The sequence below is a fragment of the Variovorax sp. 10L421 genome (assembly GCF_056395365.1).
Window position 1 is genome coordinate 1 of sequence record NZ_JBFTJJ010000025.1, and the last position, 18266, is coordinate 18266.

An 18266-nucleotide genomic window follows, 5' to 3' on the forward strand; every position below is an offset into this window, starting at 1 on the left:
GGCTGTGCGCCTTCGTGGCGGTGCTTGTTCCCGCTCCACGCCGCCAACTGTGCGCGCTCCGCCGCACCCACCAGCGGCACGTCGCCCACCGCCAGTTCGCGCCGCCAGGCCAGCGCCTGCAGCACCGCCACATAGTGCCCCGCCATCCGCTCGACCGTCTCACGGTCGAACAACTGCGCAGCGTAGACGAAGCCCAGCGTCAACGTGCCATCGGGCGTCTCGCGCGCTTCGAGCACCAGCTCGAATTGCGCCTCTCCATCGGGCAGTGCGTAGTGCGCCACTTCGAGCCCCGGCAATTGCGCCAGCGCCCGGTAGTCTTCGGCCAGGTGATTGAACATCACCTGGAACAGCGGACTCTGGCCCAGGCTGCGCTGCGGCTGCAGCACCTCGACCAGTTGCTCGAAAGGCAGGTCCTGGTGCGTCTTCGCGCCCAGCACCGCCTCCCGGGCCTGCGCGACGACCTGCGACAGGCGCATGCGCGCGCCGATCGGGTTGCGCAGCACCAGCGTGTTGACGAAGAAGCCGATGACGCCTTCGGCCTCGACCCTGCTGCGGTTGGCCACCGGCGCGCCGACGCGGATGTCCTCCAGTCCGGTATAGCGATGCAGCAGCGCCTGGAACCCGGCCAGCAGCACCATGAAGAGCGTCGCGCCCTCGGACGCCGCGGATTGGCGCAGGCCGGCCAGCAGCGCGGCGGGCACATCGACGCTGTGCCGCGCCGCGCTGTAGCCGATCTGCGCGGTGCGAGGACGGTCGGTCGGCAGTGCAAGCACAGGGTGCTCGTCGCCAAGCTGCTCGCGCCACCAGGCCAACTGCCGTTCGGCTTCACCAGCGGCCAGCCAGCCTCGCTGCCACACGGCATGGTCCACGTACTGGGCGCGCGCGCCGGCACGGCGCTGCGTGTCGCCTCGCAGCCGCGCGGCATAACCGGCCGCGAGTTCGTCGAGCAGCACCTGCATCGACGCGCTGTCCGAGATGATGTGGTGCATCACCACCACGAGCAGATGCGACGTGTCCGACAGGCGCACCAGCGCCACGCGCAGCAGCGGCCCCTGCGTCAGGTCGAAGGGCGTGGCGTGAAGTCGCCGCGCTTCCTCGGCGGCGCGCGCTTCGCGTTCACCGGGCGGTAGGTGGCGCAGGTCGACAAGGCTCAGCAACGGCTCCCACGACGGGCTGATCAGCTGTTCGGCTGAACCGTCCGCGCCGGCGAGGAACACCGTGCGCAGCGACTCGTGGCGCGCGGCGAGGTCTTCGAATGCGGAGTGCATCGCGGCGGTGTCCAGCGCGCCCGACAGGCGAAGCGCACCGCTCATGTGGTACGCGGTGCTTTGCGGCGAGAGCTTCCACAGGAACCACTGGCGTTCCTGCGCGTGTGACAGCGGCAGCGGCTGCAGCCGGCGCTCGGCGGACAGCGGTTCGATGGCCGCGCCGGGCGCAGCAGAGACCGGGTTCGCATTGCGGCTGCGCACTGCATCCGCACAGGCGTTCAGCCGGGGCTGTTCGAACAGGTCACGGATGCCGAACTCGATGTTCCAGCGCCGCGCGATGCGCGCGGCCGCCTGCACCGCCGCGAGCGAATTGCCGCCCGAGGCGAAGAAGTGAGCGTCGTGCGCCAGCGTGCGCCCTTCGGGCCACCTGAGCACTTCGCGCCAGATGCCTGCCACCGCCTGCGCGACATCGTCGAGCACCGGCGCCTCGGCCGGCACCGGCGCACCGCCGCCGCCGAGCGTGAAAGCCCCCTGCTCGCGGATCGCGTAGGCATCGAGGCTGCGCGCCGCGAGCCCCGCGCGGCACGCCTGGCGCTGGAGCTTGCCGCTGGAGGTCTTGGGCAGCGCGCCGGGGTTCAGCAGCGCCACAACGGCCGGCGCTTCGCCGAACACCTCGCTCACGGCGGCGCCAAGCGCCTCGACGAGCACATCTGGCGCCACCAGCTTCTGCATGCTGCGCGACACCTCGGCCGCCACGCCGATGCCCTCGCCTTGCGGCCCCGCCACCGCGAACGCGGCGACGCGGCCCTTGCGCACGGCCTCGACCTCGGCTTCGATGGTGCGCTCGATGTCCTGCGGGTAGATGTTGTGGCCGCGGACGATGATCAGGTCCTTGATGCGGCCCGTGACGTAGAGCTGCCCGTCGTGCTGGAAGCCGAGGTCGCCGGTGCGCAGCCAGCGCCGGCCTTCATGCTCGGCGAAGGTCTCGCGGGTTTCGGCGGGCTTGCCCCAGTAGCCGGCGCAGATGCTCGCTCCGCTGGCCCAGATCTCGCCGACGCGGCCCGTGCCGAGCGCGGCCAGCGAGGCGGTGTCGGTGATGCGCACCTGGTGGCCTTCAGGCGCGGCGCCGCAGCCGACCAGCAGGGTGCCTTCCGCGCTCTCGACGCCCTCGCCTCTTGCGAGCGCGCTGCTTGAGAAGCTGCGCGCGACCAATCCACCGCCGCGTTGTCCACCAGTGACGAACAGGGTCGCCTCGGCCAGGCCGTAGCAGGGGTACGCTGCGCGGGGGTCGAAGCCCACGGGCGCGAACCGCTCGATGAATTCGGCTTCGGTGTCAGCGCGCACGGGCTCGGCGCCGGTGTAGGCCACGCGCCAGCTCGACAGGTCGAGGCCCGCGAGCCGCGATCCCTTCACGCGGTCGAGGCACAGGCGGTAGGCGAAGTCAGGGCCGCCGCTCAGCGTGGCGCGGTGGCGCGAGATGAGTTCGAGCCATCGCACCGGGCTTTCGAGGAAGTAGCGCGGCGAGGTCAGCACGAGCGGAATGCCGCTGTAGAGCGGCTGCATGAGGCCGCCGATCAGGCCCATGTCGTGATACAGCGGCGCCCACGACACGAACTTGTCGTCCGGCCCGATGCCCATGCCCTCGCGGATGGCGAGCTCGTTGGCCATGAGGTTGCCGTGCGTCACGATCACGCCCTTGGGCGCGGAAGTCGAGCCCGAGGTGTATTGCAGGAATGCGGGGTCGTCCTGCGCCGGCGAGAACGGGGTCCATGCGTCGGCGAGATCGTTGTCCACCGCGTCCACGGCGATCATCGACGCCTGCGCGAACGACTCTGCGGCACGCTCCATTGCAGCCTGCATCGCCGACGAGGTGAGGATGCAGCGGGCCTGCGAATCGTCCGCAATGCCCGCGAGGCGCGCGAGATGCTGGGGCCGCATGGATTCAGGCGGAAACACGGGCACGGCGATCACACCGGCATAGAAGCACGCCAGCATGCTCACGGCGTAGTGATCGTCGTTGTCCAGCATGACGAGGGCGCGGTCGCCTTTCGCAAACTGCTGTTGCAGGCGCACCGCCAGCGCACGCACGCGCGTCTCGAAGACTGCGTAGCTGAAGGGCTTCTCGAAGCAGGCGCCGTTCGCTTCTCCGGCCACCGTGAGCCAGACGTCGTCGGGCCGCGCCCGCGCCAATGCCCGCAGGTGTTCCACGAAGTTCGCGGATTCGGGGTGCCCCTGGTTCGGTGCCACCGCGGTTGTCGTTGTGCGTGCCATCTCGCTCACTCCAGATAGTCGGAAAGTGCGCAGCCGGCGTCGGGCCGGCTGCGTTCGGGCAAGGCGTCATGCAACTGCATGGGGTGCATGCCGTCCTCCGGCCATGGCCTGGCCCACGCGCCGCGTCAATGCATCGAGGAAGGCGGCCTCGCGCTGGCGGATGAAGAAATGGCCGCCGTCGAACCAGTCGAGCGTGAACGCGTCGCCGGCATGCGCCGACCACGCCTCCATGCGCGGGGCGTCGATGTCGTCCCGGCGGCCCGCAAAGACATGCAGGGGCATCGGCAGCGGCGCATCCGCCGCGTACGCGAAGCTCCGGCAGACGCGGTAGTCCGCGCCCAGCGTGTCGAGGGTGATGCGCATCAGCTCGGCGCTGGCAAACACCTCTTCGGGGGTGCCGCCCTGCTTGCGCAGCTCGGCGGTCAGCGCGGCGTCGTCGTGCGTGCCGGGCAAGCGGCCGGGATCGCGCTGCGACGGCGCCGAACTGCCCGATGCGAGCAAGGCCCGCGGCAGCGGCCGGCCCAGCGCGCGAAGCCGCTGCGCGACGCCGTAGGCCAGCAACGCACCCATGCTGTGGCCGAAGAGCATGAAGCTGCCCTGCATCGCATCGGCCTGTTCGGCGCAGATGCGCGCGACCTGGGCGTCGAAGCTTTCGACGAAGCGCTCGCCCATGCGCATGCCGCGGCCCGGCAGCTCGACGGGCACGATCTCGATCCAGCGCGGCAGCAGGGGCCGCCAGCGCAGGTACATCGTTGCGCTGGCGCCCGCGCACGGCAGGCACAGCAGCGACACCCTCGCCGGCACGGCCATCAGAGCGCGGCAGCCTGCGCCGCCATCCAGTCGCGCAGCGACTTCGGACGCATGTCGGTCCAGTTCTTCTCGACGTAGTCGAGCGCCGTCTTCTTGTCGCCCTTGACGCCGTCGACGGCCACCCAGCCGCTGGGCACGGCCTTCCAATGCGGCCAGATGGAGTATTGATCTTCGTGGTTGACCAGGACGATGAAGGTTTCGTCTTCGCGGTCGAAGCAGCTGGTAGACATGGTGCGTCCTTGTGCGGTTATCGGGGAAGCGGCAGGAAATCGGGCGGTCGATTGCTGCGCTTCTGATCAACATGACGGTTCGGGAGCGAATCTGTTCACTCCCCCGGGGCGTCGCGCACGTCAATCGTTGATCAGGTGGCGCATGGCGCCGATGGCTTCATCGGCCTCGGCGATGAGCCGGTTCACGAGCCCGAGCGCGCAGCCCAACTGCGCCGCGATGCCGCGCTGCGTGAGGCCTTCGAGGCGGTAGAGCTGGAACGCCGCGCGCGTTCTCGCGGGAAGCCGCGAGAGCGCCTGCTCGATCAAGCCGACGGCCTGGCGGTCACGCATAAGGCAGTCCGGCGAAGATGGCCCGGGCACGTCCAATGTCTCGACATCGATGTCGAAGGTGCGGTAGGTGGCCTCGAGCGACTGGCGGCGGCAATGGTCGAGCGCCAGATTGCGCACCACCTGGCAGCAGTAGCCCATGGGCTTGTCAATCTTGCGGCAGGCGCCGTCGGCGATCCGGAGGTAGGCATCCTGCACCACGTCGTCCGCGAGATCGGTGGTGCGCACGATCCTGCGGGCAACGTGCCAGAGCTGGGCCCGGTTGGCGACGAAGACATCTCCCAGCGATGACTCGGGCGAAGACATGGGCTGCATATTTAAATAAGAATCATTACTATTTATGAAGAAGGTGACACCCAGGATTTGCGATGTGCCCTCACTTCCATAGACGTTTGGGCGCACCAAACAGAGACATCTAAAATCCCGCCCCTTTGCTCGCTTTTCCCGCCGCGTCCCCCTGCCCATGAACATCGTCGTCAACGAAGACCTCAAAGCCTATATCGACCCCCTGACGCCGGAGGAACACGAAGCCCTCGAACGCAGCATCCTCGCCGAGGGCTGCCGCGACGCGCTGGTGCTTTGGGGCGATGTGCTGGTGGATGGCCACAACCGCTACGGCATCTGCCAGAAGCACGGGCTGCCCTTCCAGACGGTGCAGAACACGCGCTTCAAGAGCATCGACGACGTGCACCTCTGGATGATCGACCAGCACCTGGGCCGGCGCAGCATCTCCGACTTCCTGCGCGGCGTGCTCGCGCTGCGCAAGAAGGACATCGTCGATCAGCAGCGCACCCGCGCGGTGGCGCAGCCGGCTTCGCCGCCGGACGCCACGCACGATCCGTCCGACCCGCCGTTCGACGTCGATCCGTCCGCCGACAGCGCTCCCATGCCCCCACCCGCCCCGCTGAACAGCCGCGAAGCCATCGCCCGCGCCGCGCGGCTGAGCAGCAGCCAGGTGGGCATGATCGAGAAGATCCAGAAGCAGGCCGCGCCGGAACTGGTGGCGGCCGTGAAGTCGGGCGTGATCTCGATCAACACCGCGGCCGCGGTCGCCACGCTGCCGGCCGAGGAGCAGATCTCGGCCGCGAACGCCGGCAAGGACGAGCTCAAGCAGGCCGCCAAGCGCGTGCGCGAGTCGAAGAAGAAGCCGCGAGAAGAGTCCGCCGAAGCGGATACGCACGACGCGCCTGACACGGTACAGGCGCTGCAGCAGCGCGTGGCCGAACTCACGGCCGAGAACGAAACCCTGCGCCGGCAGGTGGCCGAACTGCGGGCGCAACTCGGCCATTGAGCGCATCGGCCTGCAGAGGCCGGCCGACGCGTTTTCCTACAGCTGGATCTCGCTGATCTTCGCGCCCGACAGCGAGACGCCGGCTTCCAACCCGACGTTCGTCATCACGAAGCCCACCACGGGCTGGCGCAGCGTGTTCGTGTCGATGCTGCCGTTGGCCCCGATGGTCGCGAGCGCCACCGTGGCGTCGGCACCTGCCGTCCAGCCCTTGCTGCTGCGGAACTTGTCCAGCGCCGCTTGCGTGGTGAACACGTAGATCACCGCCTTCGACTGCGCACCTGCCTGGAAGCCCACCGATCCGGCGGTGGTGCTGTAGTAGGACTGCGTGCGACCGTTCACGCGCAACGCGCCTCGGCCATACTCGGCGCCCACGCCCATGCTGGCACCCACCACGGCGGGAAACACCAGCACCCCGCTCGACCTGGCGACCAGATCGCGCGAGCCCTTCACGGAGTCATACAGCTTGGACAGCGAGGCATCGACCTGGGCGTCGATGGAAGTGCGCGAAGACGCGCTGCTGGCCTGATCCTGCGGCCGCGTGGTGGTGCACCCGACAAAAGCCAGGCTGCACGCCGCCACGGCGGACGAAAGCGCCAGCGTGCGGAGATTCATGGTTTTCATGGCGGATTCCTTTGCAAAAAAACATGGATCGGCAAACAAAGCTCTGCCGTCGGCGGCAGACAAGTTCCATGCTAAATCCGCCAAAGAGGGGCAAATCCGGCTTGCGACATCGGCCTACGCGAAGTCACGGTGTCGGCGAACGGTGCCCCCTTCTCGTCAGCGTCCGCTCAGGGCAGAACAGTGATGCGGCCGGTTGCCGGCGGCGCCAGCGGACTGTTCGCCTTGATGTAGGCCTCCAGGGCGTCCACGTCCTGGTCGCCGCCGAGCGCGTCGGTGCCCTGGTTGAAGACGGTGAAGTTGTCGCCGCCGGTGGCCAGGAAGCTGTTCATCGTCACGCGGTAGGTGGTGGCGTCGGCCATCGCGGTGCCGTTGAGCGCCATGTTGCCGATGCGCGAACCGGCAGGCGCCGAGAGGCTGTAGCTGTAGCTCAGGCTGGCCGACGGCAGCAGCACCTTGGGCGAGGCCACCGTGTTGGAACCGCTGTTGAACTGCTGCTCCAGCACCGCCTTGATCTGCGCGCCGGTCATGGTCTTCACCACCAGGCTGTTGCCGAATGGCTGCACCGCGAAGATCTGGCCGTAGGTCACGCTGCCGTCGCCGGCTGGTGCGAGGTCGGCGCGCACGCCGCCCGGGTTCATGAAGGCGATCTGCGCGGCGCCCTTGCCGGCCGGGCTCGTGGCTGCGAGCTGCGCGTCGGCGATCAGGTTGCCCAGCACGCTTTCCCTCGACGCGGTCTGCGTGCGCGTGGCCGTCGCGGTGAGCGATCCCACCACGCGCTGCACCAGCGGCCCCGCGATGGCGAGGTACTGGCCGATGAGCGCGGCCACTTCCTGGTTCTTGCCGAAGGCGGGGTACTGGTCGGTCAGCGCGACGGTAGTGGCGCCGCTGGTGTAGGACTCGCCCTGCACGATCACGTTGTCAGCCGCCTTGGCCGTGACCTTGCGGGTGCGGGTGTCGATGGTGATATTGATGTCCGTCAGCAGCGTGCCGTACTGGCCGGCGCTGGTCAGCAGGAAGGGCTTGGCCGGGTTGGTCTTGCCGTAGTCGCACACGTACGAGCGGTGCGTGTGGCCCGAGATCACGACGTCCACCGCGGTGTCGAGCTTGTTCAGGATCGGCAGGATGTCGCCGCTCAGGCCGGCGCAGCTCTTGTCGTTGTAGCCCACGGTGGTGGTGCCGCCCTCGTGGACCACGACGACGATGGCATCCGCGCCCTGCGCCTTCAGCTGCGGGATCAGCGCGTTGGCGGTGTCAGCCTCGTCCTTGAAGCTCAGGCCAGCGACGCCGGCGGGCGTGACGATGTTCGGCGTGCCCTTCAGCGTCATGCCGATGAATGCCACCTTCACCGTGGCACCATCCTTCGTGAAGGTCTTCATGCCGGTGGCGGGGAACAACGTGTTGCCGTCGCCCTTCACGGTGTTGGCCGCGAGGAAGCCGAAGTTGGCGCCCGGGAAATTCTTGTTCACGCGGCAGGGTTCGAGCGCGGTGTTCTTCGCGCAGCCGCCGTTCTTCATGCGCAGCAGTTCGGTCTGGCCCTTGTCGAACTCGTGGTTGCCGACCGCGTTGAAATCGATCTTCATCGCGTTCACGGCCTCGATGGTCGACTCGTCGAGGAACAGCGCCGACACCAGCGGCGAAGCGCCGATCATGTCGCCGGCCGACACCACCGCGTTGTTCGGATTCTTCTCCTTGAGCGAAGCGATGGCCGAGGCCAGGTAGGCCGCGCCGCCGGCCGGCACCGGCACCGTGCCGCCGCCCTTGGCGGGCGCGTTGATCGACAGCTTCGGCGGTTCGAGGTTGCCGTGCAGGTCGTTGAAGGCAATGAGCTTCACGTCCACGGTGCCGGGCACGGCAGGTGCGGGCGCCGGCGCAGGCGGATTGCTGGCCGCGGGTGGCGGCACGAAAGGAACGAAATTGTTCGAACTGCCGCTGCCTCCGCAGGCGGCCAGGGTGGCGGCCACCACGCCCGCGACGGCAAGGTGCTTCAACGATGAATGCATGGACCTCTCCTCTGTTTTGGAATGCCGCCGATGCTGGGGACGGCACATGACGAGACCGTGAAGGCCCCTCGGCTGCGCAAGGAGATCGGCCGCTCAGGGCAACGGCACGAGGCGCACCGCGCCCCCGGGACCGAAGGCGGCCTGCAGCAGCGCCCTCGCCTGCACGCTGCGCTCGTCGGTCAGCGACTGCACTGCGAGCCAGCCTCCGGTCGGCCCGCGCTGCAGGTGCCAGCCCTCCTGCCCGAGGTTGATGAGCCGCGCGAGCGACGCTGCGTCGGCCACGGGCAGTGCCGTGGGCGTGATGTCGAGCCAGTCGGTCACCTGGTCGCTCTCGCCGCCCAGGCGCGCGGCCGCGCCCTCGGCAAGCGTCTGCTGCGTGGCGGCGTCCTGCACCGCGCCCTGCAGCACGATGCCGCCGCCATGCCAGCGGATTTCCAGCGACGGGGGAACTGCATCAGCCGCACGGACCTGAGCGTTGCCGCCGGCGGTCGGGTGCCACGCGACGGCGGCCGCCAGGATCGCGAGACAGGCGATCGACGCCGCAAGAATTCTGCCGAGGGGATTCGTCATTTCGAGGCGCGAGCGTGCCACGCCACGCGTGACGCCGGTATGACGGCCGCCCCGCCTACACGCATCGCGGCGGCGCGATGACCCCGAGCCGGACCGGATCCGATACGCTCGAGGTCCGCCTCCCGCATTCCCCAAACATCCCGAGGAACGAACCCATGGCAGCGAACGCGAAAGTCACAGGAAATGTCGAATACCGGGCCGGCGACGGCCCCCTGATCCTCATTCCCCAAGGACCGATCGAAGTCGAGCTGGCACCCGACAGCGCGGTCATCAGTTGGGGCGATGCCGGCAACATTCAGACGACGGCCATTCCGCTTGCCGAATACCAGCGCTACCTGAGCGAGGGCGTGATCCAGAGCGACTGAAACGATGCGCATGCGCACCGCCCATGAAAAACGGCCCCGAGGGGCCGTTCTTCATTGTTCTGCGTCCGCAGCGCGAGGCTGCGGTGCATCACTGCCGGTTCTTACTTCTTCTTCGCAGCCACGGCCTTCTTGGCGGGTGCGGCGGCCTTCTTCGCTGCGGGCTTCGCGGCCACGGCCTTGTCGGCCTTGCGCTTTGCAGCCTTCGGGTCCACGGCGGCCTTGAAGGCGGCGCCCGGCACGAACTTCGGCACCTTCTGTGCAGCGATCTTGATCTTGGTGCCGGCGCTGGGGTTGAAGCCCGAGCGTGCGGCGCGCGCCACTTGCTTGAAAGTGCCGAAGCCGACGATCTGAACGGGGTCACCCTTCTTCACTGCGGCGACGATCGAGCCCGTGACGGTCTCGAGGATGCGCGCGGCTTCTGCCTTGCTGACGTTGTGGGCGGTGACGATTTTTTCGACGAGTTCGATGCGGTTCAACTGAGTTTCCTGATAGGTTTGATTTCGCCATGTTGCCTATGGCGGCGCAGCACGAATACAAGCTGCAAGCGGGGCGGAGTTTATTCGACTGCGAGAGGCCGGATGTAACGCGGTCGCTTCAGGCCTTGGCGGATCAGCCTTCGATCAGGCCTTCGGCCAGTATCGCGGCGCGAACGGCGGGGCGTTTCGCGGTCGATTCCATGTAGCGGACGATTGCCGGCCAAGGGGGAAAAGTCGAGCCCCGCGTGCTGACCGAGGCGCAGGATCAGGTCGACCAGAGACTTGACGAGCAGATCGCACTGCGCGTGCTGGGAGATCAGCGTCGAGGCCGCGCTCGCGAGGCTTGCGCGCACCAGGGCGGCATCGGACTGCGCACTGAAGCCCGCCCGCACCGACACGGCCGTCGCTGCAAGGGCAACGCGTCACTCCTGCAGGACATCGGGGGCGAGCAGGTGGACTTCGTCGTGCTGGTCTACAGCGCCGCAATGGGCGCGCTGGCCGAGCAGGCCGACTCAAGGTCATGGGCCAGTTCGGTGCGCAGCGCTCGGAGCTGTTGAGAACGTGCCGACCGCGAGCGAAGGCAAAGAACTCAAGAACTTCGCATACAAGATCTGGAGCGGCTTCATGGTGCCGAAGAACACGCCTGAAGAGATGGTGCAGAAACTGCACAAGGCCATCGGTGCGGCCTTGAAGGACCCGGGCGTGCGCACGCAGCTTGCGGCTCGTAGTTGCGGCCGCCACCAAAGAAAAAGCCCTTGCAAGTCATTGACTCGCAAGGGCTTCTGAGCTTGGCGGAGTGGACGGGACTCGAACCCGCGACCCCCGGCGTGACAGGCCGGTATTCTAACCAACTGAACTACCACTCCTGGTAGACAACGTTCACTCCTTGCGGAGCCAAGTGCTGACGACTTGTGCCTGCTTCACTTGCGCGAAACTGGCGACCCTACGGGGATTCGAACCCCGGTAGCCACCGTGAAAGGGTGGTGTCCTAGGCCTCTAGACGATAGGGTCAAAACCTTGGACGTGCTGCGATCAGCATCTCTAACCTTCTCGACACTTTGATGGTGGAGGTAAACGGGATCGAACCGATGACCTCTTGCATGCCATGCAAGCGCTCTCCCAGCTGAGCTATACCCCCGTGTGGGTGTCGAGCCTCGAATTATAGCCCGATTTTTCAGGCCTTTTTCAATCGCTCGATAACTTTTTCGCGGGAAAAAATTTCGAGCACTGAATCGAGGGACGGTGTCTGCGATGTTCCCATCACAAGCACTCGTACTGGCATCGCCAACACCGGCATTTTCAATGCATGTGCGGCGAGAACTTCCTTGATGGTAACTGCGATTGAGGCCTTATCCCAGGTCACGCCCATCAATTTTTCAACGAGTGTTGCAATCGCGGGCTTCACTGCATCGGTGATGTGCTGCGCGCGATCGGCTTCGGTCACGTCGATGTCCGCATAGAACGCGGCAGCCCACCCCGCCAGCGCCACCGTGGTGTCGCAACGGTCCTTGAACAGCGCGCAGATCGCAGGCAAACGTTCATCGGCGACGATGCCGCGCTTTTGCAACTGTGCTGCAACAAGCGGGGAGAGCTCGTCGCCGCTCTTCGCCTTGATGTACTGCGCATTCACCCAGGCAAGCTTTGCCGCGTCCCACTGCGCGGGGCTCTTCGACAAGTGCGAGCCGTCGAACCAGTTCACCATCTGCTCGCGCGTGAAGAGTTCATCGTCGCCGTGGCTCCAGCCGAGGCGCGCGAGGTAGTTGAGCATGGCCTCGGGCAGGTAGCCGTTCTCTTCGTAGGCCGTGACGCTCACCGCGCCGCGGCGCTTCGAGAGCTTCTGTCCGTCGTCGCCCAGGATCACGGGCACATGGCCGAACTGGGGCAGCGGCGCACCAAGCGCGCGGAAGATGTTGATCTGCCACGGCGTGTTGTTGATGTGCTCGTCACCGCGGAACACGTGCGTGATGTTCATGTCCCAGTCGTCGACAACGACCGCGAAGTTGTACGTCGGCACACCGTCGGGCCGCAGGATGATGAGGTCGTCGATCTCGCGGTTGTTGATCGTGATCTCGCCCTTCACGAGGTCGTTCCACGTGACGTCGCCTTCGGGCGGGTTGCAGAAGCGCACCACAGGCGGCACGCCTTCGGGCACGGGCGGCAGCACCTTGCCTGGCTCGGGGCGCCAGCGGCGGTCGTACAAGGTCTTCTCGCCGCGTGCACGTTGCGCCTCGCGCATCTCCTCGAGCTCCGCGGGCGTGCAATAGCAGTGGTAGGCGGTGCCGGCCGCGAGCATCTGCGCGACGACTTCGCGGTAGCGCTCGAGGCGCTGCATCTGGTAGATCGGGCCTTCGTCGTAGTCGAGGCCAAGCCAATGCATCGACGCGAGGATCTGGTCGGTCGAGTCCTGCGTGGAGCGAGCCACGTCGGTGTCCTCGATGCGCAGCACGAACTCGCCGCCATGGTGGCGCGCATAGGCCCACGAGTAGAGGGCCGTGCGTGCCGTGCCCAGATGAAGGAATCCCGTGGGGGATGGTGCGATGCGGGTGCGTACTTTGCCGGTCATTTCGTTATCGTGGATTCAGGGTGCTCAGACCGCGCGCAATGTCGGCCTTGATGTCATCGGCGTGCTCGAGGCCGACCGCGAGGCGGATCAGCCCCTGGCCGATGCCAGCCGCCTGGCGCTGCGCCTCGGTGAGGCGGCCATGCGAAGTGGTGCCGGGGTGCGTGATGATGGTCTTCACGTCGCCGAGGTTGGTGGCAAGGCTCACCACGCGCGTGCTGTTCATGACATGGAAGGCATTGGCGCGCGCCGTCTCGGGCGAGTCGCCGACCACGTCGAACGACACCACCGCGCCGCCCTGCCCCGACTGCTGCTGCATCGCCAGTTCGTGCTGCGCATGCGAGGCGAGCCCAGGGTAGTAGACGCGTGCGATGCCCGGCTGCTTCTCGAGCCATTGAGCAATGTCCATCGCGTTCGCGCAATGCGCCTTCATGCGGATGCCCAGCGTCTCGATGCCCTTGAGCACGACCCACGCGTTGAACGGCGCCAGCGCCATGCCGGCTGTGCGCACGATGGGCCCGAACACGTCGACGATGAGCTTCGAGGGACCGCAGATCGCGCCCGCCATCACGCGGCCCTGGCCGTCGAGGTGCTTGGTGCCCGAGTGGATGACGAGGTCGGCGCCCAGCGCCGCCGGACGCTGCAGGATCGGCGTGCAGAAGCAGTTGTCGACCGCCAGCAGCGCGCCCGCCGCATGCGCCACATCGGCCAGCGCGCGGATGTCGCAGACCTCGGTCAGCGGGTTGGTCGGCGTCTCGGCAAACAGCAGCTTGGTATTGGGCTTGACCGCCGCGCGCCATTCGGCCACGTCGGTCTGCGACACGAAGGTGGTCTCGACGCCGAACTTGGCGAACTCCTTGCCGAACAGGTTCAGCGTGGAGCCGAACACCGAGCGCGAGCAGACCACATGGTCGCCTGCCTTCAGCAGGCCCATGCACATCATGAGAATCGCGCCCATGCCGGTCGAAGCGCCGATCGCCGCTTCCGTACCTTCGAGCGCCGCGATACGCTGCTCGAAACTGGTCACGGTCGGGTTCGAGGTGCGCGAGTAGGTGAAGCCCGGCTCGGTGCCAGCGAAACGGCGCATCGAGGTTTCCGCATCGGGCTGCACGAAGCCGCTGGTCAGGAAAAGCGCGTCGGAATGCTCGCCGTACTGGCTCGGCGCGAGCCCGGTGCGCAGCGCGAGCGTCTCCGGATGCAACCCGGGCGGCAGTGTTCGTTCTTCGTCGGTCACTTCGTCTGCTCTCACTCGCTGTGGTTGGGAAGCGCGAGGCGCGAAGAATCCTCTTCGGTCTCTTCGACGCGGGGACGGTTGCCGTTCATGCGCGAGATGGCCTCGGTATCGATGTCGCCGGTCACGTACACGCCGTCGAAGCACGAGGCGTCGAAGCCGTCGAGCTTGGGGTTGAGCGAGCCGATCGCGCGCTTCATGGCATCGACGTCCTGGTAGATCAGCGCGTCGCAGCCGATCAGTTCGCGGATCTGCTCGACCGTGCGGTCATGCGCCACCAGTTCGCCCTTGGTCGGCATGTCGATGCCGTAGACGTTGGGGTAGCGCACCGGCGGCGCGGCGCTGGCCAGGTAGACCTTGCGCGCGCCGGCGTCACGCGCCATCTGCACGATTTCCTGGCTGGTGGTGCCGCGCACGATCGAGTCGTCGACCAGCAGCACATTGCGGCCCTTGAATTCGCTGGCGATCACGTTGAGCTTCTGACGCACCGACTTCTTGCGCACGCCCTGCCCCGGCATGATGAAGGTGCGGCCCACGTAGCGGTTCTTCACGAAGCCTTCGCGGTACGGCACGCCCAGCAGGTGCGCGAGCTGCGTGGCGCTCGGGCGGCTCGACTCGGGGATCGGGATGATCACGTCGATCTGGTTCGGCGGCACGGTCGAGACCACGCGCTTGGCCAGCGTTTCGCCGAGGTTCAGGCGCGCCTGGTAGACCGAGATCCCGTCGAGCACCGAGTCCGGGCGCGCAAGGTACACGAATTCGAAGATGCAGGGGTTCAGCGTAGGCGACTCGGCGCACTGCATCGAGTGCACCTTGCCTTCGAGGTCGATGAACACGGCTTCGCCCGGGGCGATGTCACGCTCGAACACATGGCCCGAGCCTTCGAGCGCGACCGATTCACTGGCCACCATCACGGCGCCGTCGGCGCTGCGGCCCATGCACAGCGGGCGGATGCCGTAGGGATCGCGGAAGGCGAGCAGGCCGTGGCCGGCAATGAGCGACACCACGGCGTACGAGCCGCGCAGGCGCTTGTGCATGTTCTTGACCGCGGCGAACACTTCGGCCGGGTGCAGCGGCACGCCGCGCGACGAGCGTTCGAGTTCGTGTGCCAGCACGTTGAGCAGCACTTCGGAATCGCTCTCGGTGTTGGTGTGGCGATGGTCGGTGGAAAACAGCTCCGCGCGCAGCGCATGCGCGTTGGTCAGGTTGCCGTTGTGCACCAGCACGATGCCGAAGGGCGCGTTCACGTAGAAGGGCTGCGCCTCTTCCTCGCTGTAGGCATTGCCGGCGGTCGGGTAGCGGACCTGGCCCAGGCCCACGCTGCCCGGCAGCGCGCGCATGTTGCGCGTGCGGAACACGTCGCGGACCATGCCCTTGGCCTTGTGCATGAAGAACTTGCGTTCCAGCAAGGTCACGATGCCGGCCGCATCCTGGCCACGGTGCTGCAACAGCAGCATCGCGTCATAGAGCAGCTGATTGACGGGTGCGTTGCTGACAACGCCGACGATTCCACACATGAACGATTCCTCTCAGGGCAGGTAGCTTGCCAACTTTTCAGGCAGCGCGGGTTTCAGGCCCTGCAATGCCGCATCGAGAACAATGGCGCTGCGCGATTCGTGCCACCAGGCACTGTCGCTCAACACCAGCAAATGAACAACGACGGCCAGCACGAGCAGGGCCACCGCGCCCCGCGCCGCACCGAACGCTGCTCCCAGAATCCGGTCCACCGGCCGCAGGCCCACGACCGTGATCAACTTGCGCGTGAGCGCCGCCACCAGGCCGACGCCGAACACCACCGCCACGAAGACCAGCACGAAGGCCAGTGGATAGCGCCACGCCCCCTGCTGATCGCCGAACGGCAGCCATGCCGCCACGCCGGAAGCCAGCCACTGGGCGGCGATGAAAGCCGCCACCCAGCCGATCAGCGAAATCACTTCGAACACCAGCCCGCGCATCAGGCCGAACAGCATCGACACCCCGATGAGCGCGACGGCGATCCAGTCGAGCAAGGCCACGGCAACAGCAGGCGACGGCTCTTACAACGTGAGGATCGCAGCCGCCAAAGACAAGCCCTTGACCTTTTCCGCCGCGCGGTCGGCCTCGGCACGCGAACCGAAGGGGCCCACACGCACACGCGTGCGCTGCTCGCCGTCGGCCGTCTTGGCCACGTGCACGTAAGTCTTGAGGCCGGCCTTCTCGAGCTTCTGGCGCACTTCGCGCGCCTTGTCGGCGTCGGCGAAAGCGCCGACCTGCACCACGAAGCGGCCGCCTTCATCGGCGGCGGGCTTCGGCGCGGCAGCCGTCGCGACGGGCTTGCCTTCGAGCAGCGCGCGGGCACGGGCAGCATCGCCCGAGTCGGCCGGCTTGGGCTTCGCTTCTGGCTTGGGTTCGGGCTTCGGCTTGGGCTCGGGTTTGGGTTCCGGCTTGTGTTCGGGTTTGGCCTCCGGCTTGGGCTTGGGCTCCGGTTTGGGATCGGGCTTGGGCTCGGCGGCCGCGACGGGTGGCGTGCTGGGCACGGGCCTGCCGGATTCGATCACCGTGCCGTCGGCGGTCTCGGTGATCATGCCGCCGGACGATGCCGAGGCCACGCGCGAACTGCTGCCGCTGTCTGGCGCTACCGGCGCGGTGCTCGTGGTGGGCGCCGGCGCGGCGGGCACGGGCAGTGGCTTGACCTTGTTGCGGTCGGGAATCTCGATGGGAATGTCGACCGACACGGGGCGCGGCTGTGTATCGAACAGCAGCGGAAAGCCGATCACGCCGAGCAGCACCAGCACCGCTGCGCCGAGCAGCCGGTGGCGTGCACGCCGACGCATGGTTTCGACACTTTCCGCGGGGACGGCGGCAGGGGCGCTGCGTCCTTCGTTGCCTTGCGGGCCGCGCGTGCGGAACTTGAAAAACGCCATGAAGTTCGATCCCTGAAGGAGTGCAGCGAGGTGGTGCCAGATGGTGTGGACAGCCCGACGATCAGCCGCCTGGCAGCAGGTGTTTGGCTTGCAGCCGGGGGGTGCCGTTTTCGAGCACGCCACCCACGGTGAAGAACGATCCGAAGACCACGATTCTATCAGCGGGCCCCGCCTGCCCGATGGCTGCGCGCAATGCTTCCATCGGGGCCGCGTACACGCTGCCCGAGGCGTCGGTTCGCGTGTTCTGCGCCTGCCAGCTGGCCAGCAGGTCGGCCGCCTTGGCGGCGCGCGGCGTGGGCAGGTCGGTGAAGTACCAGCGGTCGATCAGCGGCCCGATGCGCGCGAGGATCGGTGCGAGGTCCTTGTCGGCCATCACGCCGAACACGCCGTGCGTGGTGGGGTAGAAGCCCATCGCATCGAGGTTCTCGGCCAGCGCGGCCACGGCATGGGCGTTGTGCGCCACGTCGAGCACCAGCGCAGGCTCGCCCGGCACGATCTGGAAGCGGCCCGGCAACTCGACCATCGCGAGCCCGTTGCGCACGGCCTGCGCGGTGATCGGCAACTGCGGCCGCAAGGCGTCGAGCGCCGCAAGCACGCCGGCCGCGTTGATGAGCTGGTTGGCCCCGCGCAGCGCCGGGTAGGCCAGCCCGCTGTAGCGCCGGCCACGGCCCGACCAGCCCCACTGCTGCTTGTCGCCCGACACGTTGAAGTCGGTCCCAAAGCGCCAGAGGTCGGCGCCGATCGCGTTCGCATGGTCGATCACGCTCTGCGGCGGCATCGGGTCGCTCACGATGGCGGGCTTGCCCGGCCGCATGATGCCGGCCTTCTCGAAGCCGATGCTTTCGCGGTCGGGCCCGAGGTATTCCATGTGGTCGAGGTCGATGCTGGTGATGACCGCGCAGTCGGCGTCGATGATGTTGACCGCGTCGAGCCGCCCACCCAAGCCGACTTCGAGGATCGCCACATCGGGCTTTTCCTCGATCATGCAATGCAGGATGCCGAGCGTGGTGAACTCGAAGTAGGTCAGGGGCATGTCGCCCCGCGCCTTCTCCACCACTTCGAAACTTGCTATCAGTTTGGAAGCATCGACGGCTTCGCCCTTGAGCCGCAGGCGCTCTTCGAAGCGCACGAGGTGCGGCGAGGTGAACACCGCCGTGCGATAGCCCGCGTGCGTCAGGATCGATTCGAGCATGGCGCAGGTCGAGCCCTTGCCGTTCGTGCCCGCCACCGTGATGACGGGGCAGTTGAAGCGCAGGCCGAGGCGCTGCGCCATTTCCTTGGCGCGCTCGAGCCCGAGTTCGATGTTCTTGGGATGGAGTTGCTCGGCGCGCGCGAGCCAGTCGTTAAGGGTTTCCATGGAGGCCGGCATTGTCGCCGACTGGCCGCCCGGGGCATCATCGCGG

At 67.2% G+C, this 18266-nt stretch carries 18 protein-coding genes and 3 tRNA genes; 4 read left to right on the forward strand and 17 right to left on the reverse strand.

Going from position 1 to position 18266, the window contains the following annotated elements; genetic code table 11:
- The 4 genes from AC1DFC_RS24215 to AC1DFC_RS24230 all read right to left on the reverse strand — a co-directional run.
- Positions 1-3479 (reverse strand): condensation domain-containing protein (locus tag AC1DFC_RS24215; RefSeq protein WP_478180134.1); only part of this gene is annotated, 3479 nt, incomplete at its 3' end.
- A gap of 66 nt (positions 3480-3545) precedes the next feature.
- On the reverse strand, positions 3546-4289 hold the full coding sequence (locus AC1DFC_RS24220) for a thioesterase II family protein (protein WP_478180135.1): 744 nt from the start codon (positions 4287-4289) through the stop codon (positions 3546-3548).
- On the reverse strand, positions 4289-4519 hold the full coding sequence (locus AC1DFC_RS24225; protein ID WP_007833368.1) for an MbtH family protein: 231 nt from the start codon (positions 4517-4519) through the stop codon (positions 4289-4291). Before AC1DFC_RS24225 ends, AC1DFC_RS24220 begins: the two co-directional genes overlap by 1 nt.
- 120 nt (positions 4520-4639) lie before the next feature.
- Positions 4640-5152: a sigma-70 family RNA polymerase sigma factor gene (locus tag AC1DFC_RS24230; RefSeq protein WP_007833370.1), complete on the reverse strand. Its 513-nt coding sequence runs from the start codon at positions 5150-5152 to the stop codon at positions 4640-4642.
- Between the two features lie 157 nt (positions 5153-5309).
- On the opposite strand from AC1DFC_RS24230, the gene AC1DFC_RS24235 reads away from it, so the two are divergent.
- Positions 5310-6137 carry a plasmid replication/partition related protein gene (locus tag AC1DFC_RS24235; RefSeq protein ID WP_413336035.1) on the forward strand — a complete coding sequence of 276 codons (828 nt, stop codon included), beginning with the start codon at positions 5310-5312 and terminating at the stop codon, positions 6135-6137.
- Positions 6138-6173: 36 nt separating this feature from the next.
- On the opposite strand, the gene AC1DFC_RS24240 is transcribed toward AC1DFC_RS24235, so the two are convergent.
- The 3 genes from AC1DFC_RS24240 to AC1DFC_RS24250 form a co-directional block, all read right to left on the reverse strand.
- Positions 6174-6758: a BPSL1445 family SYLF domain-containing lipoprotein gene (locus AC1DFC_RS24240; RefSeq protein WP_007833372.1), complete on the reverse strand. Its 585-nt coding sequence runs from the start codon at positions 6756-6758 to the stop codon at positions 6174-6176.
- Positions 6759-6925: 167 nt separating this feature from the next.
- Positions 6926-8758, reverse strand: a complete 1833-nt coding sequence (locus AC1DFC_RS24245) for a bifunctional metallophosphatase/5'-nucleotidase (protein WP_413336033.1) — start codon at positions 8756-8758, stop codon at positions 6926-6928.
- 93 nt (positions 8759-8851) lie between these two features.
- Complete coding sequence (locus AC1DFC_RS24250; RefSeq protein WP_478180136.1) at positions 8852-9328, reverse strand: hypothetical protein; 477 nt, start codon at positions 9326-9328, stop codon at positions 8852-8854.
- 155 nt (positions 9329-9483) lie between these two features.
- On the opposite strand from AC1DFC_RS24250, the gene AC1DFC_RS24255 reads away from it, so the two are divergent.
- A complete protein-coding gene (locus AC1DFC_RS24255) occupies positions 9484-9693 on the forward strand; it encodes a hypothetical protein (RefSeq protein WP_007833375.1) in 210 nt (69 codons plus the stop codon).
- Between the two features lie 101 nt (positions 9694-9794).
- Here the strand turns inward: AC1DFC_RS24255 and AC1DFC_RS24260 are convergent, their stop codons facing one another.
- On the reverse strand, positions 9795-10169 hold the full coding sequence (locus AC1DFC_RS24260; protein WP_478180137.1) for an HU family DNA-binding protein: 375 nt from the start codon (positions 10167-10169) through the stop codon (positions 9795-9797).
- A 245-nt stretch (positions 10170-10414) separates the two neighbouring features.
- On the opposite strand from AC1DFC_RS24260, the gene AC1DFC_RS24265 reads away from it, so the two are divergent.
- On the forward strand, positions 10415-10726 hold the full coding sequence (locus AC1DFC_RS24265; protein ID WP_478180138.1) for a hypothetical protein: 312 nt from the start codon (positions 10415-10417) through the stop codon (positions 10724-10726).
- 4 nt (positions 10727-10730) lie between these two features.
- Positions 10731-10955 (forward strand): tripartite tricarboxylate transporter substrate-binding protein, encoded by a 225-nt coding sequence (locus AC1DFC_RS24270; protein WP_478180139.1) that lies wholly within the window; start codon positions 10731-10733, stop codon positions 10953-10955.
- Positions 10956-10958: 3 nt separating this feature from the next.
- On the opposite strand, the gene AC1DFC_RS24275 is transcribed toward AC1DFC_RS24270, so the two are convergent.
- The 9 genes from AC1DFC_RS24275 to folC form a co-directional block, all read right to left on the reverse strand.
- A tRNA-Asp gene (locus AC1DFC_RS24275) sits at positions 10959-11035 on the reverse strand.
- Between the two features lie 69 nt (positions 11036-11104).
- A tRNA-Glu gene (locus tag AC1DFC_RS24280) sits at positions 11105-11180 on the reverse strand.
- 51 nt (positions 11181-11231) lie between these two features.
- A tRNA-Ala gene (locus tag AC1DFC_RS24285) sits at positions 11232-11307 on the reverse strand.
- Between the two features lie 36 nt (positions 11308-11343).
- On the reverse strand, positions 11344-12732 hold the full coding sequence (gene gltX, locus AC1DFC_RS24290; RefSeq protein ID WP_478180140.1) for a glutamate--tRNA ligase: 1389 nt from the start codon (positions 12730-12732) through the stop codon (positions 11344-11346).
- A gap of 4 nt (positions 12733-12736) precedes the next feature.
- A complete protein-coding gene (locus tag AC1DFC_RS24295) occupies positions 12737-13963 on the reverse strand; it encodes an O-succinylhomoserine sulfhydrylase (protein WP_007835509.1) in 1227 nt (408 codons plus the stop codon).
- Between the two features lie 11 nt (positions 13964-13974).
- Positions 13975-15477 carry an amidophosphoribosyltransferase gene (gene purF / locus AC1DFC_RS24300; RefSeq protein WP_007835511.1) on the reverse strand — a complete coding sequence of 501 codons (1503 nt, stop codon included), beginning with the start codon at positions 15475-15477 and terminating at the stop codon, positions 13975-13977.
- 12 nt (positions 15478-15489) lie between these two features.
- A complete protein-coding gene (locus AC1DFC_RS24305; protein ID WP_413336027.1) occupies positions 15490-15975 on the reverse strand; it encodes a CvpA family protein in 486 nt (161 codons plus the stop codon).
- A gap of 21 nt (positions 15976-15996) precedes the next feature.
- On the reverse strand, positions 15997-16863 hold the full coding sequence (locus AC1DFC_RS24310; protein ID WP_413336025.1) for an SPOR domain-containing protein: 867 nt from the start codon (positions 16861-16863) through the stop codon (positions 15997-15999).
- A 61-nt stretch (positions 16864-16924) separates the two neighbouring features.
- Positions 16925-18232 (reverse strand): bifunctional tetrahydrofolate synthase/dihydrofolate synthase, encoded by a 1308-nt coding sequence (gene folC / locus AC1DFC_RS24315; protein ID WP_478180141.1) that lies wholly within the window; start codon positions 18230-18232, stop codon positions 16925-16927.
- Between the last annotated feature and the right edge of the window lie 34 nt (positions 18233-18266).